The following is a 25,063-nucleotide window of genomic DNA, read 5'->3' as shown; positions in this document are numbered from 1 at the left end:
AAGCACGGCAGTTGGGCCCTCGAGCGGGCGCCCGACAGCCGGCCGGCCGCTCAGTCGAGGAGGCCGCGCAGCGTCTCGCGCAGCAGGTCGAGGGAGGCTTCCGGGTTGTCCCAGAAGACCATGTGCCCGGCATCCGGTATCTCCCGGAATGTCGCCGTGGGCAGGGCGCGTGCGGCCTCCGCGACGGCCTCGGCGGGCATGACCGGGCTGTCCGCGCCGTACAACAGCGTCGTCGGGCTCGGGACGTCGGGCCAGAGGTGGAAGAAGTCCTCGGTCTCGAAGCCCTCGTGGGTGCCGACGAGCGCCGCCTCGCCGCAGCTCGCGAGCCACCGGGCGCGCAACGCGCGCTCCCGCAGCGGCCAGCGGGGCCAGGAGCGGCCGACCTCCTCCGCGTCGGTGCCGCGCCGCGCCTCGGCGAGTTGGCCGAGGAACGCCTCCCGGCTCGTCGGATAGGCGCCGCGTCCGGGGCCGCTCGTCGGCGGGTCCACCAGCACGGTGCCGGAGAGTTCGACGGTGCCGCGCACCGCGGTGGCCGCGGCGATCCGGGCGCCCATCGAGTGGCCGAGGAGCAGCGGCCGGTCGAGCGCGAGGCCGTCGACGACGGCCTCGACATCGGTCGCGTACTCCGTCAGCGAGTACCCCTCGCCGTCGCCGGAGAGGCCGCGTCCGCGGACGTCGAGGACCAGCGGGCGGACCAGGTCGGTGAGTCGGCGTGCCACGAAGTCCATCGTCACGGCCGGGCTGGTGATGCCGGGGAGGATCAAGAGCGGGGGTGCGTCCCCGCCGTAGTCGAGAAGGTGCAGCGGGAGGGAGCCGGCGCGTACCCAGCGGCTGTGCGCCGGGAGGTCGGCGAGGTCGGCGAGCGCCTCCGGGGTGAGGAAGCGGTCGGGCGGAGTGGCGTGGGCGGGCAGGGACACTGCTGCTCCTGACGGTGGTGGAACGGTGCTGGGGAATCGGGGAGTTGGTCGGGTCAGGCGGTCGCGGTCGGCGGCAACCCGCGCAGGTAGTCGAGCGCTTCCGCGTCGTCGACGACGTCACCGTACTTCGCCTGGATGTCGAAGAGGGCGGCGTCGTGCGGCCCCCGCGCGCGGTCGCCGACGCAGCCGCGCGGCACCAGCACCGGGTAGCCGTACTGCACCGCGTCGACCGCAGTGGCGCGCACACAGCCGCTGGTGGTGGCGCCGCAGACGAGAACGGTGTCGCAACCGAGGCCGGTGAGGGCGGCGGCGAGCGAGGTGCCGAAGAACGCCGAGGCGCCCTTCTTGACCACGAGCAGGTCCTCCTCCCGCCGCGGCAACCGCGGGTCGAGCGCCACCTGCTCGCTCCCCTCCACCAGCGCGCGCATCCCCTGGGCCTTCTCCAGCCAGGTCACCGAGTGGCCCGTGGCCTCGGCCGGGCTGTAGGCGATCGCCGTCCAGAGCACCGGGACGCCGGCGGGCCGCGCCGCCTCGACGAGCGCGGAGGTCGCGGCGACGACGTCGGTGAGGTCGGCCCCGGAGGGGAAGCCCGGTTCGGTGAAGCCGCGGGTGAGGTCGACGACGACCAGCGCCGGGCGACCGCCGCGTCGGACCGGGGCGCCGAAGCCCGCGCGGGAGTAGGTGCGGTCGGTCTCGACGTCGTAGTGGTTCATCGGGCCCTCCCGCGCAGCGCCTGCTGCTTCTCACGCGTCAACACCCGGCCGAGCAGCCAGCCCTCGAAGAGGCCGAAGGCGAACGCGCCCGCGAGCGGCGCGTACTTGGCGACCTTCGGCGGCACGAGCATCGCGAGGCCGTTCAACTCCTCGTCGCCGAGGGGGGACCGGGCGACTGCGGCGGGCGTGGCCGCCGCGGGGGCGGCCGCAGGAACGGGCTGCGCAGTGGCGGCGGGCGTCGTCCCGGCGGCGGGGCTGTCCGGCCCGCCGGACGGAGCCGGCGTCGCGGCCGCCGCGCGGTCCTGGTCGAGGAGGCTGCCGAGGTTCTGCGCGAACTGCTGCAGGAGCTTGTCCGAGACGGTGTTCACCGCGCTCTTGCCGAACTGGGCTATCTTTCCGCGGATCACCAGGTCCGTCTCCAGCCGGAGTTCGGCCCCCTCGGGTGCCGGCGCCACCTCCAGCGCGACGGCCGCCTCCGCGTCGCCGCTGCCGTGCGTGTCCGCGCCGGTGGCCTGCACCCGCAGCGTCCGGCGCTCCTCGTCGACTTCGAGGAACCGCACGGTGCCGGCGTAGGCGGCCGTGATCGGGCCCACCTTGACCTTCACCCGCCCCTGCCAGGCCTCGCCCTCGCGACCGGTGAGGGCGGCGCCCGGCATGCAGGAGACCACCCGCTCGACGTCGTTGACGAGGGCGAAGACCTCCTGCGGCGACGCCTTCACGGTGACGTGGTTGCTCAGTTGCACGGGCCCTCCTCGCTCGTGGCCGCCCGACGCCGGGCGGCGCAGTCCTCGATCGCGTCGACGATCGTCTGGTAGCCGGTGCACCGGCACAGGTTCGCTGCGACCACCTCGCGGATCTCCTCCCTGCTCGGCGCCGGCTGCTCGGCGAGGTGTCCTTCGGCGAGCATCAGGAACCCGGGCGTGCAGAAGCCGCACTGCAACGCGTGGTGCTCCGTGAACGCCTGCTGGAGATCCGAGAGTCGGCGCCCTGGTGCACTGCCCCCACCGCCCCCGTCGAGCGACTCGACGGTCTCGACGGCGCTCCCCTCCGCCTGCGCGGCGAAGGTGAGGCACGCGCGCGCCGGCGCTCCGTCGATCAGGACGGTGCAGGCGCCGCAGATGCCGTGCTCGCAGCCGACGTGGGTGCCGGTGAGCCCCAGGTCGTGCCGGAGGACGTCGACGAGGGTGCGGCGGGACTCGACGAGCACCTCGTGCGCCTCGCCGTTGACCTCCAACGTCAACAACTGCCGGTCCGGCGGCTCGTGGGTGATCTGGGACATCAGGCACGCTCCAGGGCGTCGGCGACGGTTTCCGGGGTGATGGGGGTCTGGTCGAGCTCGACGCCGGTCGGGCGGAGCGCGTCGTTGACGGCGTTGAGCACCGCGCCGGGCGCGCCGATGGTGCCGCCCTCGCCGGCGCCCTTGGCGCCGGTCTCGGTGAAGGCGCACGGCGTCTCCAGGTGGGCGATGCCGATCTCGGGGATCTCCAGGGCGGTGGGCACCCGGTAGTCCATGAAGCTGGTCGCCGAGGGCTCGCCCTGGGCGTCGTAGGTGATCTCCTCGAAGAGCGCCCCGGCGATGCCCTGCGCGATCCCGCCGCGGCACTGGCCCTCGACGACCTGCGGGTTGATCGCCACCCCGCAGTCCTCCACGCAGACGTACCGCACGATCTCCACCTGGCCGGTCGCCTCGTGGAGCTCCACCACGACGCCGTGTGTGGCGTTGGAGAAGGTGCCGTCGTTGAAGACGTCGAAGCTCGCCGTGGCCGAGAGTCCCGGCTCGACGCCCTTCGGCAGCAGGTGCGACTTCAGGTAGGCGATCTCCGCGAGCTCCGGATAGCTGAGCGTGCTGCCGTCGTCGGCGTTGCGCGCCCGGCCGTCGCCCAACTCCACGCGGTCCGGGGCGACTTCCCACCGGGAGGCGGCGAGCAGCCGCAGCTTCTCGCCGAGTTTCCCGGCGGCGAGCCGCACGGCGCTGCCGCCGACGGCGATCGAACGGCTGGCGAAGGTGCCCCAGCCGTAGGTGACGCGGTCGGTGTCGCCCTGGTGGATGCGGACGCGGGCGAGGTCGAGGCCGAGCTCGTCCGCGGCGATCTGCGCCATCGTCGTCTCGTGGCTCTGACCGTGGCTCATCGTCCCGGTGGAGACGGTGAGGGCGCCGGTGACGTCCATGCGCGCCTCGGCGATGTCGAAGCCGGGGACGACCTCCATCTTCCGCTGCGCGAAGGCCGTCGAGCCGTAGCCGGTGCGCTCGCTGAAGCAGGCGTAGCCGATGCCGAGGTGGCGGCCCTCGGCGGCGGCCTCCTCGCGGCGTGCGTACCACCCCTCCTCGCGGAGCGTCCGCTCGCACAGGTCCAGCGACTCCAGGTAGGAACCCGGGTCGTAGGTGACGTTGTTGACGCCTGTGTAGGGGAAGTCGGTGATCAGGTTCCGGCGGCGGATCTCCACCGGGTCGATCCCCAACTCCCGTGCCGCGCGCTCGAAGAGCCGCTCGACGACCATCACGTACTGCGGCCTGCTCACCCCGCGGTAGGGGGCGCTCGGCGCCTTGTTCGTCGTCACGGCGCGGGCGCGGACCCGGTAGGCGGGCACCTTGTAGACGCCGGGCATCTCGGACGAGGCCATCAGCGGCTCGATGCCGGCGGTGAACGGGTAGCAGGAGTAGGCGCCCATGTCGCAGATCAGGTCGGTGTCGAGACCGAGGACGTGTCCCTCGGCGTCGAACGCGGCGCGGGCCTCGTAGTGCTGTTCGCGGGCGAGGAAGGAGGCGGTGAGCGCGTCCTTGCGGTCCTCGGTCCACTTCACCGGGCGGCCCAGCCGCAGGGACGCCGCCGCGACGGCGATCTCCTCCCGGCCGACGACGCACTTCAGTCCGAAGCCGCCCCCCATGTCCGGCACCAGCACCCGCACGGCCCGCTCGTCGAGCCCGAGGCAGCGCGCGGCGACGGTGCGCACCTGGTGCGGCACCTGGGTCGGGGTGCGCAGCGTGAGCTGTTCCTCGCGGTCGTCCCAGGCGGCGAGCGCGGCCCTGGTCTCCAGCGGCAGCGCGTTCTGCCGCCCGGTGCGGACGGAGACGTCGACGACGCAGGGGGCCTCGGCGAAGACGTCGTCGATCCCCTCGGTGGCGAACATCGAGACGTCCAGCAGGGTGTTGGCGGGGGCCTCGGCGTGGACCAGGGGGGCGTCGGGGGCGAGCGCCTCGGTGTCCGAGGTGACGGCCCGTTCGGGAGCGTAGCTCACCCGGGCCGCCTCCAAACCGTCCTCGACGGCGTACGGGTCCCTGGCGACGACGACCGCGAGCGGCTCGCCGGCGTACCGCACCCGGTCCCGCGCGAGGATCGGCATGCTCGTCGGCACGAACTCCGCCGCCGGGCGGCCGAGTCGGGCGGTGATGTCCCCGAGGGCGAGGTCGGCCGCGTCGAACGCGGCGACGACGCCCGGTACCTCGCGCACGGCCGAGAGGTCGAGCGAGGTCACCGTGGCCGAGGCGACGGTGGCGCGGACGAACTGCGCGTAGAGCGTGCCGGGCAGGTGGATGTCGTCGGTGAACGTGCCGCGCCCGGTGAGGAGTCGGGGGTCCTCGCGGCGGCGGGTCGAGGTGCCGACCAACGCGGCGCGGTCCTCGTGGGGTTCGGTCGGGCTCATCGGGCGAACGCCTCCTCGCAGGCCTGGACGACGAGTGTGCGGGCGAGTCGACGCCGGTAGCCGGCGGAACCGGCGTCGTCGGAGGGAGGGTCGACCGCCTCGGCGGCGGCTTGCCCGCACGCGGCGAAGAGCGCGTCGCCGGCCGTGTCGCCGCGGGCGAGGACCGCCTCCGCTTCCGGCACCCGCACCGGCAGCGCGGCGACACCGCCCAGCGCGACGCGCCCGCCGCACACCGTGCGGCCGTCGGCGGCGAGTTCGAGGTCGACGGCGGCGGCGACGGTCGCGAAGTCCCCGTGCCGCTGGGCGAATTCGGTGAGCGCGGCGTGCGGCGCCTCACGCGGGAAGACGACCTCGGTGAGCAGTTCGTCGGCGCCGAGAGCGGTGGTGTAGTAGCCGAGGAAGAACTCCGCGGCCGGCACCCGTCGTCGACCGCCGCCGCCGTGCACGACGAGTTCGGCGTCGAGCAGCGTCGCGAGCAGGCACCACTCGGCGGTGGCGTCCGCGTGCGCGAGGCTGCCGCCGACGGTGCCGCGGGTGCGGATCGGCAGGTGGCCGACCCAGCGCATCGCGTCGCGCAGCACCGCGTGTCCCCGGCCGAGCAACTCCGCCGGCGCGCGCTCGACTTGGTGGTGGGTGGTGAGCGCGCCGAGGTGCAGCGCGCCGTCCGCGTCGGTGTGTATCCCGCGCAGGCAGTCCAGGCGGCCGATGTCGACGAGGTGGGCTGGGCGGGCGAGGCGGAAGTTCATCATCGCGACGAGGCTCTGGCCGCCGGCGAGGACCTTCGGGTCCTCCTCGCGCGCCTCCAACTCGACGAGCAGCCGCGTCGCCCCGTCGAGGTCGCGGGCACGGTGGTAGGTGAACGGTGCGGGTTTCATGGTGCTGGGGGATCTCCTCTCCGTCGGGAGACGGCAGGCGGCGACGGACTGTCCGTGCCGCCTCCCGACGGACGGCCGTGGACGACGGTGCAGGGGCGGTCCGTCAGCCGCGAACGGGCTCCTCACCGGCGGCGGTCGGGGCACCCGTGCCGTCCGTGAGCGTTTCGGTCGACAGGTGCCGCTGCGGGTCCGCCTCGTCGAGCGGGTCGGTGTTGATCGCTTCCGAGTCGAGCTCCCTGCCCCGGGTCTCCGGCGCAGCGACGGCCATCCAGAGCACAGCCGCGAGGACGGTCACGCCGAGCACGGCGAAGGTCCACGGCAGCCCGAGCAGCGGCCACATCACCGAGCCGAAGAGCATCGGCGCGAAGCCCGTGCCGACCCGCGAGACGGAGGAGGCCCAGCCGAAGCCGCTCGCCCGCAGCGTCGTCGGGTACAGCTCGGAGACGTACGCGTACAGCGCGGGGATGGTGAGTTGGATCAGGAAACCGAAGACCGCGATGCCGATGAGCGCGGCCGTCTGCACCTCCAGCACCGCCGCGAAGGCGACGAGGGCGGCGGTCGCGATCGGCGCCGAGAGCCCGATCAGCCACTTGCGGCCGACGACGTCGACGAGCCAGGTGGAGGCGACGACGCCGGCGATGCCCACGCCGCTCATCAGCGTGGTGCTGATGAAGGAGGCGGTGTCGCCGTAGCCCTCCTCCTTGAGGATCGACGGCATCCACGTGAGCGCGGCGTAGTAGACGAGCATGATGGTGACGAAGAGCGCCCAGGCGACGCCGGTGATCCGCGGGCTGTGGCTCCACAGCAGCCGGAACTGCTCCCAGCCGGCGCGCACTCCACCGATGCGGCGCCCCTCGTCCGGGGCGGGCGGCGCGGGGATCGCGTACGGCTCGGGCGTGGCGCCGGTCTGGGCCACCAGCCGGTCGATCACCTCCCGTGCCTCCGCCTCACGGCCGGTCTTGGTGAGGTAGATCGGCGACTCGGGTACGCCGCGGCGGACCCAGAAGAGCAGCAGCGCCGGCAGCACCATCGTCGCCAACATCCAACGCCAGTTGCCGCTCAGCGGGATGAGCGCCGTGGAGGCGATGCCGCACAGCGTGACGCCGATCGGCCACCAGAGGTCGAGCGCGGTGAGGATGCGCCCGCGGTAGCGCTTCGGCGAGAACTCGCTCACCAGCGCGTAGTCGACCGGGATACAGCCGCCGAGGCCGACGCCGGCGAGGAAGCGGAAGAGCAGGAACACCTCGTAGGTGGGAGAGAGCGCGCCGACCACGGAAAAGAGCGCGAAGAGCAACAGCGTGGCGCTGAACGCCTTCTTCCGCCCGATGCGGTCGGCGATGGCGCCCCACACGATCGCGCCGACGGCCATGCCGACGAGGTTCGACGTCGCGACGAGGCCGCGGGCGCTGAGGGTGAGGTCGAACTCGTCGCCCAGCAGCGGCATCAGGAAGCCGTTGAGCGCGATGTCCCATGCGTCGAAGAGGTAGCCGAGACCACCGATGAGGAAGATCCGGCCCTGAACGCCCCATTTCCAGGGGAGTTCCTGGACGATCTGGTCGCCTGTCTTCACCGTGGCTCCAAGGGTCTGGGTCACCGGGTGGTGACCGGGAATGCGGCGGGCGAGTCAGCGGGGGAACTGGTAGGAGAAGTCGGTCTGGTCCGGGTCGTGCAGCGGGGTGCCGCTCCACAGCCACTCGTAGGAGACGTCGGACTCGCCGGTGAAACCCCGGCGGAGCTTGGCGTCCCGCTGCTCCTGGAGCGGCCCGTCCGGGTAGTGGTAGAAGTCCTTGTTGCGCAGCGAGGCCTCCTGCACCATGCCGGCGTGCTTGGCCCGGCGGTCCACGTAGCGGCGCAGCGCCTCCTCGACTCCGTCGACGGTGACGCGTCCCAACTCCTCGGCGAGCACCGCGGCGTCCTCCATCGCCTGGGAGGCGCCCTGCGCCTGGTAGGGGAGCATCGCGTGGCAGGCGTCGCCGAGCAGCGCCACCCGGCCGTCCTGCCAGACGGGGTCGCGGCGGCGGTAGTAGAGGGCGAACGCGGCGACGTCGTCCTTCGCCTTGGAGAGCATCGCGGGGACGCGGTCGTCCCAACCCGGGTAGGCGGCGGCGAGTTCGCTCGGCGAGGAGCGGACGGTCCACTTCTCCGCGACCTCCTCGCTGCACGGCACGATCGCCACGATGTTGAGGTACTCGCCGCCGCGGATCAGGTAGTGCACCAGGTGCCGGTCGGGGCCGTACCAGATGGTGCTCTGGAAGCGGTCGAAGAGCCAGCGGGTGGCCGGGTCGGCGGCGATCGCGTCGCCGGGGATGAGCGCGCGGTAGGCCATCTCGCCGGAGAACTCCAGGGTGTCCTCGGCCCCGATCAGTTCGCGCACCTGGGAGCGGATGCCGTCGGCGCCGAGGAGCAGGTCGGCCGCGAAGCGGCGGCCGTCGTCGGTGCACGCGACGGGGCGGCGCGGGTCGGTGCGGTCGAGTCGGTCGACGCGGCTGTCGGTGTGCAACTCCACCACCGGGCCCGCGCCTTGGGGGTCCGTGCAGGCGTCGAGGAGGACGCGGTGCAGGTCGGCGCGGTGGTAGTGCCAGTACGGCGCGTTGTAGGTGTCCTTGCAGTGCTGCCCGAGGCTCGTCAGCCCGACGACGGCGCCGTCCTTCCAACGGCGACGCACCTGGTCGAGCGGCTCGGTGTGGATCGCCTCCAACTGCCGGCGCAGCCCGAGCCCGAGCAGCAGCCGGCTGGCGTTCGGCGCGGTCTGGATACCGGCGCCCACCTCGCCGAGGGACGGTGCCTGCTCCAGGACGGTGACGCGAACTCCCCGCTGACGCAGGGCGAGCGCGGCGGTGAGACCGCCGAGCCCTCCGCCGACGACGGTGGCTTCGATGGACTGACTGGGCGCCAACGCGGTTCTCCTCACAGCGTGTGCGAACGGGGGCGGACTCGGGCGGCGGGTGCCGCCGCCCGAGTCCGGTGCGGCGGGCGGGGCAAGGCCCCTCAGCGGTCGGTGAGTTCGCCCTCGCGAACAACCTGGGTCTCGTCGACGGCGATCGAGCAGCCGCGCATCGCGATGTCCAGGTGCGCGTAGGACTCGCGGCCGAGGACGGGGTGCGGCCCCGTCGACCACAGGAAGTTGCCGGCGAAGGCGCGGGCGTCCATGCCCATCAGGTCGCCCTTGCCGTACATCGCGGTGGCGAACCAGTCGGCGGAGCGCATCAGACCCCAGCCCATGTGCGAGAGGTAGCGGGCCCACTTGTCGTCGGCGTCCGCAAAGAAGGTCTCCAGCAGCCGGGCTTCGGCGCCCCCTTCGACGCCCTCGATCCGACCGCCGGAGACGTGCAGCGTGGTGGGCGAGGCGACGTACTCCTTGAACGGCAGCAGGATGTCCCCCTCGGCGAGCACGATCTGCCCGTCCGAGATCTCCGGCCAGCAGAGCACCATCGTGCTGGGCCAGTGGTCCCAGCGGCCCGCGTCGTCGGCGAAGCCGACCTGGAACTCCGGCTTGGAGCCGGTGAGTTCGACGGTCAGGTCGGTGCCCGCCGCCGAGGTCACCCGCATCGTGGCGGCGGACTTCAGCAGCTCCGCCTCGCGGCGCACCAGCGCCTTGTCCGCCTCGTTCGGCAGGTTGCGCACGAGCACGTCGGGGGCGTCGCAGACGAAGAGGATGCGGGTGCCTGCCTTGAGGATCTCCTGCTGCACAGGCGCGTGGATGAACCCCTCCTGGGTGAGGTCGACGACGAAGTCGGCCGACTTCAGCAGGTCCTGGGCCGTGGTGTCGTCGAGGACGGAGGAGAGTCCGGGGCCTGCGCCGGTGTGGGTGCTCGGCATCGGTGCGGGGCTGCCGCCCGGCACCGTCGCCGAAATGACGTGCGCACCGAGGGACTTGGCCGCGCCGAACGCCGCCGCCACGTAGTCGCCGCGGCTGTCCGGCTCGGCGAGCACGACCACGTGCTCACCCTCGGAGACCTTGCAGAGACGGAACTCCTTGGTGAAGGCGTCGAGGAGGTCGACGGACGAGAGATCAAACACGAAGGACCCTCCTTGGGCATGCTGAGGCAGTGCGGGGCCGGCCCGCCGGCCACGAGGGCTGCGACGGGTTCACGGGTCGGGAGCTGGGGGTGCGGACGGGGGTCTCGGCAGGCTGATATCGCCTCGCCGTACGGCAGTTGACCAGCGAAGATGCATGTCGGTTCGGTGCCCGACGGAATTAATCCGAACACGTACTAACTCGGCTTGGCAAGGGTTGCGACAGGAGTTCACGCGGATCTTTCCTGAGGCGCCCGGGGTAACGCCCGTGACATCCGGGCGACTTCGGGGAGGGCTTTCGGCCCTTGCGGGGCGCGGTGGTGTGCGCCTTGGCCGCCTCCCGTGCCGTGGTCACGACCGGCTGCACCGTGCCCGGCCTCGCGGCGGCCGCCTCCTCGCAGTGGACGCGTGTCTCGGCGAGGAGCGCCTGCTTCCCCAGCAGCGGCCGCAACGGCGCGAGCGGACTCCCTCCGCGCCCGTCCCGGACAGCCGGCGCCCCGAGCCGGACGGCCTCGGCACCGGTTCCGGGGAGCGCTTGCCTGGCGAGGCTCCTCAGGAGGAAACGGGAAACGCCCGGTTTCTCTTGTCCGTCCGTACCGCCCGGAACCAGGCTGACGTCAGGCGCCCGGCCGTTGTGCGGACCCGTCACTGGAGGTCCACGTGCACGACCGTCCGCTGCCCTTCGGGCCCGAGCTCAGAAGACTCCGACTCCGTGCGGGCTGGACTCTGACACGCCTCGCCGGAGCGGTGCACTACAGCAAGTCCCAGCTCAGCAAGGTGGAGCGGGGCCTGAAGCGGCCCAGCCCCACACTCGTCCGGCTCTGCGACGAGGTGCTCTGCGCGGGCGGCGCTCTCAACGGGCTCGTCGCCGCGCAGCAGCCCGAGGAGCCGGTCGGGGACGGCGCGGCGTCCGCGGGACGGCCGCCGGAAGGCGCACGCGACGGAGAGGAAGGGGAGGTGTGGCTGATGGGCATGGCCCCCGACGGCGGCTGGTTCCGCCCGGTACCGCGGAGCATGGCCCGTAGGGAGGTGATGGCGGCCGGCGCGGCCTCGGTCTTCCTGCTGCCCGGGGCCGGGGCGGCGCGCGCGGAGGGGAGCGGTGTCGTCGCCGCGGCGCGCTCTCTCTTCGGCGAGTACCGCAGGATCGGACAGACGTCGAGCCCGGCGCTGCTGCTGCCCGCGCTGATCGCGCAGACGCATTCCCTCCGCGGCCTCGCAGCAGCTCATGAGCGCCGCACCCGCGCCCAACTCCTCGGTCTCGCCGCCCGATACGCCGAGTACGTCGGCTGGCTCGTCCAGGAGACCGGGGACAACGCCGGAGCAGTGTGGTGGACGGACCAGGCGGTGCAGCTCGCCGAGGCGGGAGGCGACCGCAGTCTCACCGCCTACGCCTCCGTCCGTCGCGGGCTCGTCTCCCTCTACCAGGGCGACGCCGCAGCCACGGTCGCCCTCGCGGCCGCAGCACAGAAGACGGGCCTGCCGTGGCGGATTCGGGGCCTGGCAGCCCAGCGCGAGGCCCAAGGCCACGCGCTGGCCGGTGACTTCGACGCCTGCATGCGCGCCTTGGACAGGACGCGCGACTGGCTCTCGCGCGAACCCTCCGACGGCGGGCCCGTCATCGGCACCTCCCATCTGAGGGACCCCGCGGCGATGGCCGCCGGCTGGTGCCTGCGCGATCTCGGCGACCCCGCCGGGGCCGCGGCCGAGCTCGACCGCGAGATCGCAGCCCTGCCACCGCACGCCGACCGTTCGCACGCGCGCTACGGAGTGCGCCGTGCGCTCGCCTACGCAGAGGCCGGCGAGGTCGAGCACGCCTGTTCACTCCTGGAGAGCCTGCTGCCCACCGTCGACTCCGTCGACTCGGCGACGGTCCGCTCCGACCTGGCCCAACTCGCGCACGTCCTGCGCCGGCACCGCACGCTCCGCGCCGTACGGGCGCTCGAACCCCGCGTCGCTGCCTCGCTCCACCCGGCCGCACCCGCGGTCGGTGGCCACACTCCGCCCTCCGACAGCCCCTTCGACAGCCGAGGAAAGGACTGACGATGCCCGAGGTGTTCGTCAACTACCGCACGCACGACGGCGACAAGACCGCGGCCCACCTCGCCGAGAAGCTCGCCTCCCGCTTCGGCGACGACCTGGTCTTCCGCGCCAGCTCCTCCATCCGGCCAGGCGCCGCCTACCCGGCGGAGATCCTGGACAGCCTGCGCAGTTGCTCCGTCGTCGTCGCCGTCGTCGGACCGCGCTGGCTCACCTACCCGGACGCCGCCGCCCCCGCCCTCGCGCAGGAGGAGGACTGGGTGCGGAGAGAGCTCCTCGAAGCGCTCGTACGCGGCATCCCGATCGTTCCCCTCCTCGACGGCCGCACGACGCCGCGCCTCGTCCGGGCCGAGCTCCCCGCAGACCTCGCCGACCTGGCAGACCTCCAGTACCTGCGCTGGGACACCAGGACCGTGGAGACGGACGCCCAACGCGTGGGCGACGAACTCGCCGCGCGCGTACCGCGGTTGGCGCACGCCGATGCGGAGGCGCCCCAGGAGCCCGGGAAGCGCGACGCCGCGGTCGACAACACGGTGGGGGACGTCACGGGCCCCGTCACCCAGTACGGCGACCTCACGGGCGACTCCACGCACACCTCCATCGGAACGGTGCACGGCTCCGCGCACACCGGCTCGGGCGACCAGAACATCGACGCGCGTCAGTACCGCGACGGCACCCACAACGCACCGGGCGCACGCAGTTACAGCGCCGGGCGGATGACCAACATCGAGGGCGGCTTCCACGGCGACTGGTGGGAGCGGCCGCAGGGAACGACGGGAGAGCGTGCGGGCGAGGCCGAGGACGAGCGTTGACCGGTCACGCGCAGACGTGGATGGACTCCGCGTACGGACACGTCCATACGGGGACGGGCGACCAGAACTTCTACAACGTCGGCTTCGCAGACCTCGGCTCCGTGTTCCGCAACGCTGCCCGCCCGGACCCGCGCCGCATCGCCAGGACCGAACTCGACCGGCTCCGCGCTTCGTTCGTCGCTCCCCCGGAGCTGGGCCTCGCGCACCGCATGCTCGGCTCGGCATGCGCCGTCCTCCTCCTGGGCCGGCCCGGCAGCGGACGCACCACCACCGCCAAGATGCTCCTCGAAGGCGACACGGACGGCGTCCTCGTCCGGCAGCTCCTCGACCAGGAGGAGGAGGGCGAAGGCATCGCCCTCGACCCCGAGCAGATCGAATCGGGCGGGCGGTACCTCCTCGACCTCTCGGCCGTCGAGGAGCCCCGCTTCCGCGTCTTCATGGCCGAGCTCTCCACCGCCGTCGAAGAACTCCCCGACAAACGGGCGCGGTTGTGCATCGTCGCACCATGGGAACGCCGCACCGCGATCCCTCCGGCGCTCCAGCCCCTCAGGGTGGACATCACCGCGCCACCGCAGCCGGAGGTGCTGAAGAAGCACCTCCTCGTGAACGGCTCGAATCTCGACTCACGGATGGTCGTGGGCAGCCCCCGCATCCGCGAGCGGCTGCAGAACGCGACGCTGCACGAGGTGAGCCACCTCGCCGAGGAACTCGTGCGCACCCGACGGCACCGCGGCGAGTCCGACGAGGAGCTGCTCGCCCGCGTGCTCACCGGCGAGGCGAGCTCGGCCGCCGCGCTGGTGGACGTGCTGGAGACCGGCCGGCAGCGCGCGGTCCTCCTCGCCCGCTGCCTCCTGCCGGACGTACGGGCCGCAGGCGTCCTCGACGCCGCCGAGGACCTGGCGGACGCGGCCGCAGAAGCGGGCGAACCCGTCCCGGTACTCGAACGCCGCCCGCTCTCAAGGCAGTTGGACGACCTCGTCGGTCTGCTGCCCGCCGGAGGTGACACGACGAGCCCAGGAGGGGTCAGGCGGGAGAACCTCACCGAGGCGCACTTCGCAGAGGCCGTCGCCGACCACTTCTGGGACCAGTTCCAGGCGCTCCGGCCCCAGATCGCCCGCTGGGTGCAACGCCTCGTGCACAGCGGCCGGTTGGAACCCGCGGAAAGCACCGCGTTCGTGGGAAGGTTCGTCCGGCTCAGCCTCCGCACGTCGCCGGAGCTGCTGGACAAAGCGGTCAGAGCGTGGACCGACGGCAGGCGACCGCACTTCGGACTGCCCGCGGCCGGCACCGCGTTGGAGGCAGCCGTCGTGGACCCGCGCCGCGGAAGCACCTTCCGCCGGCTCCTCTACGACTGGGCCACCTACCCCGGCCTCCCCCGCGAGCGGGCACAGGTCGTCCTCGGGGTCTGCACGGGCGCCATGGCCACCCTGTACCAGCGGCAGGCGATGGTGCGCCTGCACCACCTCTCCCGCCAGCGCGACCCGCAGATCGCCGAAGTCGCCCGCGAGGCTCTGCTGAACTCGACGAGCGGCGCGGCGTGGCTGCAACGCGCCCTGCTGAGTCGCCTGGCCCCCGCAGACCCACGTCACGGCAGCGCGGACGCAGCGCTCTTCGCAGCCTTCGCCGAGCCGGAGCGCCTCACCGAAAGCCGTCAACGACCCCGCATCACCGGGTGGTTCGGCAAGGAGCTCGCCCGTTGCTGGGCCGACGTCCTCGCCGGGCACCCGCAAGGGACCTCGGAGCAGCTCGCACGCGCATGGCTGCGGGCCGCCGCCCCCGGCCGTCCCGGCGCGAGCACGCTGCTGGCGATCCTCGTCCACGCCTGCGGGCGCGACGGCACGCTGCATGCGCTGCTCTACACGCTCGCCGCCGACGTCGAGCGCGAAGACGGCGCGCGGCACGGTCTCGCCGCACACTTCCTCACCGAGAGCAGGAAGCGCCTCGGTCTCTCCTGCCACTGACCAACACCCCTGGAGTCCATGTGAGTTCGGGACACGGCACCGTGGTGGCCTTCGTCACCCTCATCTCCGGCCTCTTCGTCGCCATCGTGGGCCTCGCCACGGGCTGGCCGCTCTGGGCCTGGCCCGCGGCCGGCGCCCTCCTCGTCGGCACGGCCCTCGGCCTGCTCCGCCTTCTCCGTCCACGCGAGGACCCGCTGGGCAAGCAGTACACCTCCTGCCCCGACCTGCCGATCGATCCGCCCGAGCGGAGGGAGGAGCGGCTGACCGCGGTCACGCTCCACAGCGCCGAAGCGGACTACGACTTCCTCTTCTCCGCCGTCGTACGCTGGCGCCCCCTCGTCGAGCCGCTCTGCTCGCCCTCTCCCGGTGCTCTCGCCGTCAGCGCCGTGGTCGAGCGTGCAGCGCAGCTCACTCGCCGACTCCCGCCCGACAGGAGCTCGTTGGGGCAGTACCAACTGCGCGGAGTCCTCGCCGCGATGGCCCCCGAACCGACCGGACAGGTGGAAGCGATGGCCGAACACGTCTCGCTCACCCTCGCCGAGTCGGACGCACGGCGGCTGGAGCGCCTCGCCACGGTCCGCAAGGAGGAGTCCGTCTGGGAGCACGAGAGGCGCTGGGAGACGAGCCGACGGGAGTACCTCGGCGGAGACGTGCTCCAGGACCCCGGCCGGGCCGTCGTGTGGTGGCTCTCGCGCAACAACGACGACGTACGCAGGACCGTCGACGACATCGACCTGCTCGCCCGCCTCTCTTCCGCCGCCAACAACCAACGCGTCCCGGAGGAGTTCAAGGACCTGGTCCACCCCCTCGCCGCCGCCCCGGAGCCGGAGGCCTCCCCGGCCGCCGGAACGTGGGCGGCACCGGACCCCGTGAGCACTGCCGCCGAACACGTCGAGGAGGCCCTGCGGGAGTGGGGATGGAAGACGGGAGACCCCGAAACCGCCTACGCGACGCAGAACTTCGCCGAGCTCCTCCGCCACATGGGCAAGGAGCAGGACGCCGACCAGCTCCTCCAGCACTTCCTCGGTCCGGAGTGGCCGACAGAACCCCCCGAGGAGACGCCCGACGGCACCGACACCGCTCCCCCTCCGACCGACGAGGACATGTTCACCCGCCCCGCAGCCCCGGAACCGCCCTCCGACCCCGGCACACAGGACGACCCACCACCCGACGAGCCGGGGAACGCCGCCTGAACCTTCCATCCCTTCCCCCGCGTTCACTGCGAGGCCCCTGTCCCCCAGCCCCCGCAAAGAGATACGCAAGCCCGATGCAGCCTCCCCGCTACGGCCCCGACGGCCCCTGCGTCCGCCGGCTGCCCGCGCCTCGCCCGCTCCGGTGCGCGCCGTCCTCTTCGACTTCTCCGGCACGCTCTTCCAGATCCGCGACTGCACCGAGCAGCTCCGCGCCCTCCTCCCGGCCTTATCCCGCAGGAGGAGACGGAGCACCTCGACGCCCTCTCCGCCGCCCTCGACGAGCCCGAGGTCGCCGACGCGCAACGTGGCCGCGACACCTCGGCCCGCGCACACCGGGCCGCCTTCGTCCGTCTTCGCCGCACGGATGTGGGACACGCTCAGGCGGGCATCCCGCCGATGGTGGCCGCGCACAAGGCCTGCGCGGACCGGACCCGTACGGAGCTGGGCGACCGGGCGGACGACCGCGCGTACCGCAGCGGCCACGAAACCGACCCGCACATCGGCAGCACGTACGTCCCCACCCCACGCACACCCCGCTTTCGTAAGCTGAACCCGCGCGCGAATCCGGGCCCCACGCTCAACTCTCGCCCCGCTCCTTCCCACCAACCGCCGCAACGGCATTCCCCGTACGGGCGTACACCTCGTGGACCTCCGCGCGGTGGGGAAGTGAGGGCTGGGCTCCGGCGCGGGTCGTGCTCACCGCGGCGGCCGCGCTCGCCCAGCGGGTGGCCGCCTCCAGGCCCGCGCCCTCGGCGAGTGCTACGGCGAGGGCGCCGCAGAAGGCGTCGCCTGCGGCCGTGGTGTCGACCGGTTCGACGGGGTAGGCGGGAAGGTGCAGGTGGGAGCCGCCCTCCACCAGCAGGACGCCGTCTTCGCCGAGGGTGACCAGGACGGCGCCCGGGCCCGTGAGCCGGCGGGCCGCGCTCGCGACCTCGTCCAGTGTCGTGGGGACGGGGCGGCCGGTGAGCGCGGCCAGTTCGGTCCGGTTGGGGACGAGCAGGTCGACGCCGGGCGGCACGGTGGCGCCGGTGACGGCAGGCGCCGGGTTGTACAGGACGGTGCCGCCCGCCAACCGGGCCGCTGCCTCGTTGGCCTCGTCCGGTACCTCCCGCTGGAGCACGGTGACGGCGGCGGCGCCGAGTTGGTCAGCGGCGCTGTGGCAGTCGTCCGCGGTGAGCCGGGAGTTGGCGCCGGGGCTGACCACGATGGTGTTCTCACCCGCCGGGTCCACCGTGATCAGCGCGTGTCCGGTCGCCACCCCCGCCGTACGGGCCACCCGGCCGGTGTCCACTCCCGCGTCCCCGAGCGCTGCCAGCAGCCTGCCGCCCTCCGCGTCGTCCCCGACGCGCCCGACCATGGCGACGGGCGCGCCGAGCCGCGCGGCGGCGACCGCCTGGTTGGCGCCCTTGCCGCCGGGATGCCGGGCCAGATCACCGCCGAGCACGGTCTCGCCGGGCACGGGATGGTGCGGCGCGGGGACGACCAGGTCGAGATTGAGACTGCCGACGACTGCGATCACGGTGTGGTCCTTGAGGAGGAAGAGGTGGAGGAGGGGGCGTCCTTCTGCGACGCGGACTCAGGCTCGGGCCTCGACGCCGCCGAGGATTCCGCCCCCTCCCCGGAGATCTCCGCGGCCCGAGGCCGCGGGATGAGGAAGGAGGCCGCGTAAGCGCCCGCGAGGACTACCGCACCGGTCAGCATCGCCGCGACGTAACCGCCCGCTGAGTCGCTGCCGTCCGGGCTGCCCGTGACCTGTACGGCGGTCAGCAGCGCGAAGCTCAGTCCGGCGCCGAGTCCGAACGCGGCGGAGATCAGTCCCGGCAGGAAGCCGGGGTGGTCCTTGGGGGCGAGTACGACGCCGAGCAGGTTGAGGATGATGTTGGCGATGCCGGCGTACGTGACGCCCAGCAGGACCGCGCAGCCGACCATGACCGGCGCCGAGTACACGCCCACCAGGGCCATCGCCGCGACGATCACGACGCTGCCGAGCAGGCCCCAGCGCAGCAGCCGACCGTAGCCGACGACCGGGGCGAGCCGCCCGGTGAACGGGCCGACGAGCCAGCCGATCAGCGCGATCGGGGTGAGGAAGAGCAGCGAGGCGACGCTCGCGCTCATCCCGAATCCGGCGTGCGGGTTCTGGACGTAGGAGATGAGGACGCCGTTGATGACGGCGAACACGCCGATCAGGGTGAGCAGCGTCGTCAGCAGGGGCGCCCAGGTGGCGCGCTGCTTCAGGTCGCTGATGCGTACCAGCGGGTGCGCGCTGCGTTTCTCGGTGCGCCAGAACGCGGCGAAGGCGAGCGCGGCGACGGCCAGCAGCCCTGCGGCCAGCGGCCAGTTGGCGCCGCCCAGCTTCTTGGCCTGCTCGACGGCCATGAGCAGCGTGGCAGCGCTCACCACCAGGGGCAGTACGCCGGGCCAGTCCATCGTCGTACCGGCCGACGGGCGGGACTCGGGGCAGCCCAGCGCGACCGCGACGACGGCCAGGGCGGCGAAGACCGCGATGGTCCAGAAGATGCTGCGGAAGCCGAAGGCGGAGGCCAGCCAGCCGCCAGCGAGCGCGTCCACCCCGGCGACGCCGCCGTTGACCGCGGTGACCACGCCCATCAGGGTGCCGAACCGCTTCGGGTCGCTGATCTGCGAACGCAGCGTCAGCAGCGAGATCTGCACGACGGGTCCCGAGACGCCCTGGACGACCCGCGCGATGTCCAGCACGACGATGTTCGGCGCGAGCGCGGCCAGCACCGAACCCGCGGTCAGCACGGCCGTCATGCCCAGCAGCACGCGGCGGCGGCCGACGATGTCGCTGAAGCGCGGGAGGAAGAGGGAGAACATCGCGCAGGCGGTGAAGAACGCCGTCTGCGACAGGCCCGTGGCCGCCTCGTCGGTACGCAGCTCGCGCGCCATGGTGACCAGCGCGGGGCTCAGCATGCTCGCGTTGAGCTGGAAGGCCACGCACGCGGCCAGCAGCGCCGTCATCAGCGCCAGGGTGCCCGCCGGCCTCGTTGCCGGTCGGGCGGGGGAGTCAGGTGCCATCGCCATTTCTCACTTCGTCGTCCGGCACAGCCGCTCGACGAGCAGCTCGGGGAAGGTGCCGTCGGTCTCCAGGACCACGGCCGTGTGCGCGTCGGGCTGTTCGGGGTAGCCGCGGTGCATGCCGCGGGTGTCGGCGACGATCGCGCCGCGCGCCGCCCCGTCGGCCGTGTCGACGGTGACCGCGAGGCGGGGCGCGGAGACCGGCGTGACCTCGCCGACGGCGATCCCGGCGGCCAGCGGGTCGTGCAGTGCCGAGCCGCGGAAGGGGAGGGCGACCTCCTCGTGGAAAGCGAAGTAGAAGTCGAGTATCTCGCCGGCCAGCGTGCTCACCGGGGTGCCGGCGGCGAGCAGCCGCTGTCGGTGCGCCTCGGTGAGGTTCTCGCGCATCGTCACGTCCAGCGGTACGAGCGTGAGGTCCCAGTCGGCGGCGAACACCAGCTCCGCGGCCTCCGGGTCGTTGCCGATGTTGGCCTCGGCGACCGGGCTGACGTTGCCGGGGTGGTGGACGGCACCGCCCATCACCGTGACGTGCCGGATCAGTTCCGGCAGCCGGGGCTCCTCGCGCAGCGCGAGCGCCAGGTTGGTCAGCGGCGCCGTGGCTAGGATGTCCAGCTCGCCGCCCGCCTCCCGCGCGGTGTCGATGATGAGCCGCGCGGCGTGCCGCGGGTCGAGCGCGGCGCTGGGCGCGGGCCGGGTGACGCCGCCGAGCCCGCCCTTCCCGTGCACGTGGTCGGCCTCGGGACGGCTCTCGCCGCGCAGCGTGGTGCCGGCGCCGGCGGCGACGGGGATGTCGGTGCGGCCCGCGGCTTCCAGTACCTGGAGCGAGTTGCGCGCGGCCTGCGCGGCGCTGGTGTTCCCGGCGACGGTGGTGACGGCGAGCAGGTCGACGCCGGGGGTCAGGCACAGGTACATGAGCGCCACGGCGTCGTCGATGCCGGTGTCGCAGTCCATGAGCAGCGGACGGGGGGAGATGTCGGGCATGGGGTGACTTCCGGGGTAGGAGTGCGGCGGACCGGTGCGGGCACGGCGATGCACCCAACACCCGTCCAAGATTGTCGGACAAATATCGTGCCGTGAGGCTAGCCCCGAGGTCCGGCCGCGACAAGAGGTTCCCCGACGGGAGTTCCAGCGAGCACGCGCTCGGAAGGCGTCGCACGCCTTGGGGTACTGCGGACGTCACGGCCGTACGAGCCTCCGGCCGCCGCTCGCGAGGGCGTTGGGAGGCGAGCACCGAGGCCCGGGACCCCTGGCGGTCCGCGTGCGTCCGCGCGGGACTACGCTGGAGCGCACCCACGGCCCACGTGGCGAGACCGCCACCCGAGGGCCGATAAATGTCCTACATAAATCCGGAGCTGCCGTGCCCCGTCAGGGAGACCGCCGACACTCGCCCCGCGTCCGCCTCTACCAGCGGATCGTGGCCGCCATCGACGACGGCACCTTCCCGCTCGGCGCCAGGCTGCCACCGGAACCCGAGCTGGCGACCCGACTGAGCGTGAGCCGCTCGGCGTTGCGCGAGGTGCTCATCCTGCTCCAGGAGGACGGCGTCATCACCCGCCGCCAGGGCGCCGGCAGTACGGTCAACCAGCGCCCGCCGACCCCCGGCCTGGAGCGTCTGCTGCCCGTCGAGACGCTGCTCGGGGCCGGCGCCGTACGCTGCCGGCGGCTCGCCGTCGACCTGGAGGAGCCGACCGACTTCTCCGGCCACCACCTGCTCATGGCCCCGGCGGAACGCTCCCGCTTCTGGGAGACCGTCGTCGAGGTGGACGGCACCCCCGCGTGCTTCGCGCACGAGTGGGCGGCCGACGCGTCCGTCCTGCGCGAGATGGCGGGCCCCGCGCTCCTCGACGCGCTCGGCCCGCCACCGGCGACGGCCCGCACAGCGGCGACATCGGCGGCTTCCGCCGAAGCGGCACCGGACGGCGCCGCCGAGGACGAGGCCGGCACCATGCTCGCCGTCTTCCTGGAAGCGGCGCCAGGACTCGCCTTCACGGCCCGCAGCACCCTCGGCGCCACGGTCCTCGGCGAGGAGCGCGGCCGCGCGGTCTCCCGCGCGCCGGAGACCCCCGCTGTGCTCCTCACCCAGACCGTCTCGGCGTCGGGACGACCGCTGCTGGCCGCCAAGTACGTCTTCCCCGGCGGCGCCCCGGCCCTCGCCCTGACCCCCCGCCACTGACCGTTGCGTCCAGCGCGGCGTCCGGTGTGACCTGAGTCGGGGCCGGTGCCGCCGGGACCCGCCGGTACGTCGGAGCCTGGGTGCACTCCTTCGAGCACGGCACGGAGAAGCCTGACCCGCTCCTCTTCGCGCACGCCTGCGTGGAATTGGGCGTCACCGAGGAGGAGGCGCTGATGGTCGGCGACAACCCCGTCAAGGACGGTGGCGCCGTTGCGGCGGGGCCGCGCTCCTCCGTGCTGCCGACCGGTGCAGCGCCGGGCGCGCACCGCGGTCTCGATGCGGTGCCGCACCTCGCGGGCGCGGTCGGCGGACCCCGCTCCTCCGACACCGCCGCTTCCCGCCGGCGAGAACCCCGATCGGCCTGTGAGCGGGCCGAGTTGCGCGTACGATCGCCGGTGGCGACGGCCTGAGGCCCCGTCACCACTCCCGTGTTCTCTTGGTGCCTCCCGGCCACCGCTCGTCCGCTCCCGCGGAGTGGGCGCAGGCGGCGACCGGCAGCGCCGGAACCCGGCCCGCCAGAGGCGGCGCCGGGTTCCGGATGCTCATCCCCGCGAAGGGGGCGTGGCGTCTCAGACGCCTGCGGCCTTCTTCAGCGCGTCGACGCGGTCGGTGCGCTCCCAGGTGAAGTCCGGGAGGGCGCGGCCGAAGTGACCGTACGCCGCCGTCTGCGAGTAGATCGGACGCAGCAGGTCGAGGTCGCGGACGATCGCGGCCGGACGCAGGTCGAAGACCTCCGAGATGGCCCGCTCGATCTTCTCGGCGTCGATGGTGGCGGTGCCGAAGGTCTCGACGAAGAGGCCGACGGGCTCCGCCTTGCCGATCGCGTACGCGACCTGCACCTCGCAGCGGCCGGCGAGACCGGCGGCGACCACGTTCTTCGCGACCCAGCGCATCGCGTACGCGGCCGAACGGTCCACCTTGGACGGGTCCTTGCCGGAGAAGGCACCGCCACCGTGACGGGCCATGCCGCCGTAGGTGTCGATGATGATCTTCCGTCCGGTGAGACCGGCGTCGCCCATCGGGCCGCCGACCTCGAACCGCCCCGTCGGGTTGACGAGCAGGCGGTAGCCCTCGGTCTCCAGCTTGATGCCCTCGTCGACGAGGGCCTTCAGCTCCGGCTCCACGACGTACTCGCGGATGTCGGGGGCGAGCAGGGAGTCGAGGTCGATGTCGGCCGCGTGCTGCGACGAGACGACGACCGTGTCGAGACGGACGGCCTTGTCGCCGTCGTACTCGATGGTGACCTGGGTCTTGCCGTCGGGGCGCAGGTACGGGATGGTCCCGTTCTTGCGGACGGCCGAGAGGCGCTCGGAGAGCCGGTGCGCGAGGGTGATCGGCAGCGGCATGAACTCGGAGGTCTCGTCGCAGGCGTACCCGAACATCAGGCCCTGGTCGCCCGCGCCCTGCTTGTCGAGCTCGTCGTCGTCGCCTTCGACGCGCTTCTCGTAGGCGGTGTCGACGCCCTGCGCGATGTCGGGCGACTGGGCGCCGATGGACTCCTGGACGCCGCACGAAGCGCCGTCGAAGCCCTTCTTCGACGAGTCGTAGCCGATCTCCAGGATCTTGTTGCGCACGAGCGCGGAGATCGGGGCGTAGGCGTTGGTGGTGACCTCGCCGGCCACGTGCACCTGGCCGGTGGTGATCATCGTCTCGACGGCGACCCGGGACTTCGGGTCCTCTTTGAGGAGGGCGTCGAGGATGGTGTCGCTGATCTGGTCAGCGATCTTGTCAGGGTGACCCTCGGTCACGGATTCCGAGGTGAACAAGCGGCGCGACACATCGCTCCCTGGGGTTGCAGCGGCTGCTGGCTGAACATGACGGACCGGTCGGGGGCTGCGCCCAAGCACGGTCCGACGTCAGTTTATCCATCCCGACCCGCTTCCAGTCACGGGCTCTCGCAGTACGAGACGAGCCCCACCTGCGCTCTCGCCCGGAAGGGACCACCGGAAACCCCGCCTAGATCAGGCTATGTCGCACTCTGTCGACCCCGGGAACAGGCGGATTTCCACAACACGAAGTAACTGCGCAGACACACGAGAGCACGCAAAGAGAAATCGAGGAGCCGGGCGTGTATCCCCTGAACAAGCACCTTGCTCGCGAACTGTGCGGGATGCCCGATAAGCAGACGGGCCAGACTTATCGGTCATCGCGCTCCGACGAGCACCGACCGCTTTCACCTCACCGACCCGTCCGTCACGGCGACTACTCTCCGCATCCAATCCCCTCTCCTCGACAGCCCCAACTCCCGCCCGGAAAAGCCGCATTGCCTCCTTTTGCCCGTTCGTGCCGTGCACCGGAAATTGCGCGTCACCCCGAGCGCGCGAGGTGGCGTTCCTCACCACCGCGCCGCCTGGCCCGCCCGCGCGAGCCCGCGGTCAACCGAGGCGCTCGGCGACGAGGTCCCACACCCGCTCCGCCAGCGTCTCCTTCGGCCCGTACGGCACCGGCGTCTCGCCCCCGTCCGCGGCGAGGACGACCGCCTCGTTCTCCTCGCTCCCGAACGTCCGGTCCTCCCCCACCTCGTTGACGACGAGAAGGTCGCACCCCTTGGCGCGCAGCTTCTCGCGCCCGTGCGCGAGGACGTCGTCCGTCTCGGCCGCGAAGCCGACGAGCACCTGCCCCTCCCGCGGACGCTCCGCCCCCAACTCGGCGAGGACGTCGGGGTTCCGGACCAGGGCCAGCGGGTCCGGCTCGGCCCCGGACCGCTTCTTGATCTTCCCCGCGGCGTACTCGGCCGGACGGAAGTCCGCCACCGCCGCCGCCATCACCACCGCGTCGGCCTCGCCCGCCGCCGAGACCATCGCAGCACGGAGCTCCCGCGCCGTACCGACCTCGACGACCTCCACACCGGCCGGCGCCGGAAGCGAGCTGTTCGCGGCGACCAGCGTGACCCGCGCCCCCCTGGCGGCCGCGGTACGAGCGAGCGCGTAACCCTGCTTCCCCGACGAGCGGTTACCGAGGAACCGCACCGGGTCGAGCGGCTCCCGGGTGCCGCCCGCGCTGATCACCACGTGCCGGCCCGCGAGATCGGGGACGAGCGCCTCGGGACCGCGCGCCAGCACCCGGCGGCAGAGGGCGAAGATCTCCGCGGGGTCGGGGAACCTGCCCTTGCCCGAGTCCTCACCCGTGAGCCGCCCGACGTCCGGCTCGACGACGACGGCGCCTCGCGAGCGCAGCTTCGCGACGTTCTCCTGGGTTGCCGGGTGCTCCCACATCTCGGTGTGCATCGCCGGCGCGAAGACGACGGGACAGCGCGCCGTGAGCAGCGTGTTGGTGAGCAGGTCGTCCGCGAGACCCCCGGCGGCCCTGGCGAGGAGGTCCGCCGTCGCCGGCGCGACGACGACGAGGTCGGCGCTCTGCCCGATGCGCACGTGCGGCACCTCGTGGACGGACTCCCACACCTGCTCGGAGACGGGGTGCCCGCTCAGGGCCGACCACGTGGCCGCCCCGACGAAGTGGAGCGCCGAGGCGGTCGGCACCACCTGCACGTCGTGCCCGCTCTCCGCGAACCGCCGCAGCAGCTCGCACGCCTTGTACGCGGCGATACCGCCCGAGACACCGAGCACCACCCGCGGGGCCTCGCCACCGCGGCCGTGCTCGTGCTGCTCCGCCTGCGTCTGCTCCACCATCGCCCGCTCTCTCCCCTGCACCCGCACGCCGGCGGGTGCCTTGCGACCGGAAGTGCGC

Annotated in this window: 19 protein-coding genes and 1 pseudogene; 6 read left to right on the top strand and 14 right to left on the bottom strand. The window is 72.8% G+C overall.

Going from position 1 to position 25,063, the window contains the following annotated elements; translation table 11 throughout:
- Nucleotides 1–50 precede the first annotated feature (50 nt).
- The 9 genes from F603_RS0102030 to F603_RS0101990 form a co-directional block, all read right to left on the bottom strand.
- Complete coding sequence (locus F603_RS0102030) at nucleotides 51–917, bottom strand: alpha/beta fold hydrolase (RefSeq protein WP_019544344.1); 867 nt, start codon at nucleotides 915–917, stop codon at nucleotides 51–53.
- 53 nt (nucleotides 918–970) lie between these two features.
- A complete protein-coding gene (locus F603_RS0102025) occupies nucleotides 971–1,630 on the bottom strand; it encodes an isochorismatase family protein (protein WP_019544343.1) in 660 nt (219 codons plus the stop codon).
- Nucleotides 1,627–2,373, bottom strand: coding sequence for an SRPBCC family protein (locus F603_RS0102020; RefSeq protein ID WP_019544342.1), 747 nt, complete (start codon nucleotides 2,371–2,373; stop codon nucleotides 1,627–1,629). The genes F603_RS0102025 and F603_RS0102020 overlap by 4 nt, the downstream gene beginning before the upstream one ends.
- Entirely contained in the window at nucleotides 2,364–2,909 is a 546-nt protein-coding gene (locus F603_RS0102015; RefSeq protein WP_019544341.1) for a (2Fe-2S)-binding protein, read from the bottom strand. The genes F603_RS0102020 and F603_RS0102015 overlap by 10 nt, the downstream gene beginning before the upstream one ends.
- A complete protein-coding gene (locus F603_RS0102010; protein WP_019544340.1) occupies nucleotides 2,909–5,272 on the bottom strand; it encodes a xanthine dehydrogenase family protein molybdopterin-binding subunit in 2,364 nt (787 codons plus the stop codon). Before F603_RS0102010 ends, F603_RS0102015 begins: the two co-directional genes overlap by 1 nt.
- Entirely contained in the window at nucleotides 5,269–6,147 is an 879-nt protein-coding gene (locus F603_RS0102005) for an FAD binding domain-containing protein (protein WP_019544339.1), read from the bottom strand. Before F603_RS0102005 ends, F603_RS0102010 begins: the two co-directional genes overlap by 4 nt.
- Nucleotides 6,148–6,250: 103 nt before the next feature.
- Nucleotides 6,251–7,717, bottom strand: a complete 1,467-nt coding sequence (locus tag F603_RS0102000) for an MFS transporter (RefSeq protein WP_019544338.1) — start codon at nucleotides 7,715–7,717, stop codon at nucleotides 6,251–6,253.
- A gap of 54 nt (nucleotides 7,718–7,771) precedes the next feature.
- Complete coding sequence (locus F603_RS0101995) at nucleotides 7,772–9,043, bottom strand: FAD-dependent monooxygenase (RefSeq protein ID WP_019544337.1); 1,272 nt, start codon at nucleotides 9,041–9,043, stop codon at nucleotides 7,772–7,774.
- Nucleotides 9,044–9,135: 92 nt separating this feature from the next.
- Entirely contained in the window at nucleotides 9,136–10,167 is a 1,032-nt protein-coding gene (locus F603_RS0101990) for a 2,5-dihydroxypyridine 5,6-dioxygenase NicX family protein (protein WP_019544336.1), read from the bottom strand.
- A gap of 657 nt (nucleotides 10,168–10,824) precedes the next feature.
- On the opposite strand from F603_RS0101990, the gene F603_RS0101985 reads away from it, so the two are divergent.
- The 4 genes from F603_RS0101985 to F603_RS0101970 are packed head-to-tail and all read left to right on the top strand — an operon-like array spanning nucleotide 10,825 to nucleotide 16,167.
- Nucleotides 10,825–12,204, top strand: coding sequence for a helix-turn-helix domain-containing protein (locus F603_RS0101985; RefSeq protein ID WP_019544335.1), 1,380 nt, complete (start codon nucleotides 10,825–10,827; stop codon nucleotides 12,202–12,204).
- A 2-nt stretch (nucleotides 12,205–12,206) separates the two neighbouring features.
- Nucleotides 12,207–13,013: a toll/interleukin-1 receptor domain-containing protein gene (locus tag F603_RS0101980; protein WP_019544334.1), complete on the top strand. Its 807-nt coding sequence runs from the start codon at nucleotides 12,207–12,209 to the stop codon at nucleotides 13,011–13,013.
- Entirely contained in the window at nucleotides 13,010–14,974 is a 1,965-nt protein-coding gene (locus F603_RS0101975; RefSeq protein WP_158678591.1) for a hypothetical protein, read from the top strand. Before F603_RS0101980 ends, F603_RS0101975 begins: the two co-directional genes overlap by 4 nt.
- 20 nt (nucleotides 14,975–14,994) lie before the next feature.
- Nucleotides 14,995–16,167: a hypothetical protein gene (locus F603_RS0101970; RefSeq protein ID WP_019544333.1), complete on the top strand. Its 1,173-nt coding sequence runs from the start codon at nucleotides 14,995–14,997 to the stop codon at nucleotides 16,165–16,167.
- A 577-nt stretch (nucleotides 16,168–16,744) separates the two neighbouring features.
- Here the strand turns inward: F603_RS0101970 and rbsK are convergent.
- Genes rbsK through F603_RS0101955 form a run of 3 tightly spaced genes read right to left on the bottom strand, consistent with a single transcriptional unit; the run spans nucleotide 16,745 to nucleotide 20,184 of the window.
- On the bottom strand, nucleotides 16,745–17,686 hold the full coding sequence (rbsK, locus tag F603_RS31400) for a ribokinase (RefSeq protein ID WP_019544332.1): 942 nt from the start codon (nucleotides 17,684–17,686) through the stop codon (nucleotides 16,745–16,747).
- A complete protein-coding gene (uriT, locus tag F603_RS31395; protein WP_051096098.1) occupies nucleotides 17,683–19,203 on the bottom strand; it encodes a uridine transporter UriT in 1,521 nt (506 codons plus the stop codon). The genes rbsK and uriT overlap by 4 nt, the downstream gene beginning before the upstream one ends.
- A gap of 9 nt (nucleotides 19,204–19,212) precedes the next feature.
- Nucleotides 19,213–20,184, bottom strand: coding sequence for a nucleoside hydrolase (locus tag F603_RS0101955; RefSeq protein WP_019544330.1), 972 nt, complete (start codon nucleotides 20,182–20,184; stop codon nucleotides 19,213–19,215).
- Nucleotides 20,185–20,560: 376 nt separating this feature from the next.
- Between F603_RS0101955 and F603_RS0101950 the strand changes: the two genes are divergently transcribed.
- Entirely contained in the window at nucleotides 20,561–21,376 is an 816-nt protein-coding gene (locus tag F603_RS0101950; protein ID WP_019544329.1) for a GntR family transcriptional regulator, read from the top strand.
- Nucleotides 21,377–21,435: 59 nt separating this feature from the next.
- Nucleotides 21,436–21,786 (top strand): annotated as a pseudogene (locus F603_RS31390) (HAD family hydrolase); the annotation flags it as partial.
- 159 nt (nucleotides 21,787–21,945) lie between these two features.
- Here F603_RS31390 and metK read toward each other — a convergent pair.
- On the bottom strand, nucleotides 21,946–23,154 hold the full coding sequence (gene metK / locus F603_RS0101940) for a methionine adenosyltransferase (protein ID WP_019544327.1): 1,209 nt from the start codon (nucleotides 23,152–23,154) through the stop codon (nucleotides 21,946–21,948).
- Between the two features lie 597 nt (nucleotides 23,155–23,751).
- Nucleotides 23,752–25,005: a bifunctional phosphopantothenoylcysteine decarboxylase/phosphopantothenate--cysteine ligase CoaBC gene (gene coaBC / locus F603_RS0101935; RefSeq protein WP_019544326.1), complete on the bottom strand. Its 1,254-nt coding sequence runs from the start codon at nucleotides 25,003–25,005 to the stop codon at nucleotides 23,752–23,754.
- Nucleotides 25,006–25,063: the final 58 nt, after the last annotated feature.

Origin of the sequence: Streptomyces sulphureus DSM 40104 (assembly GCF_000381025.1) — a bacterium.
Taxonomy (GTDB): Bacteria; Actinomycetota; Actinomycetes; order Streptomycetales; family Streptomycetaceae; genus Streptomyces; species Streptomyces sulphureus.
The sequence above is the reverse complement of the archived record's forward strand: the minus strand, read 5'-3'. Positions and strand labels throughout refer to the sequence as shown.

Excerpts from the sequence above, each read along its gene's own strand:
- uriT (WP_051096098.1), bottom strand. The coding sequence starts at position 19,203 with ATGGCACCTGACTCCCCCGCCCGACCGGCAACGAGGCCGGCGGGCACC.
- F603_RS0101955 (WP_019544330.1), bottom strand. The coding sequence starts at position 20,184 with ATGCCCGACATCTCCCCCCGTCCGCTGCTCATGGACTGCGACACCGGC.
- F603_RS0102005 (WP_019544339.1), bottom strand. The coding sequence starts at position 6,147 with ATGAAACCCGCACCGTTCACCTACCACCGTGCCCGCGACCTCGACGGG.
- F603_RS0101980 (WP_019544334.1), top strand. The coding sequence starts at position 12,207 with ATGCCCGAGGTGTTCGTCAACTACCGCACGCACGACGGCGACAAGACC.
- F603_RS0102010 (WP_019544340.1), bottom strand. The coding sequence starts at position 5,272 with ATGAGCCCGACCGAACCCCACGAGGACCGCGCCGCGTTGGTCGGCACC.
- F603_RS0102025 (WP_019544343.1), bottom strand. The coding sequence starts at position 1,630 with ATGAACCACTACGACGTCGAGACCGACCGCACCTACTCCCGCGCGGGC.
- coaBC (WP_019544326.1), bottom strand. The coding sequence starts at position 25,005 with ATGGTGGAGCAGACGCAGGCGGAGCAGCACGAGCACGGCCGCGGTGGC.
- F603_RS0102015 (WP_019544341.1), bottom strand. The coding sequence starts at position 2,909 with ATGTCCCAGATCACCCACGAGCCGCCGGACCGGCAGTTGTTGACGTTG.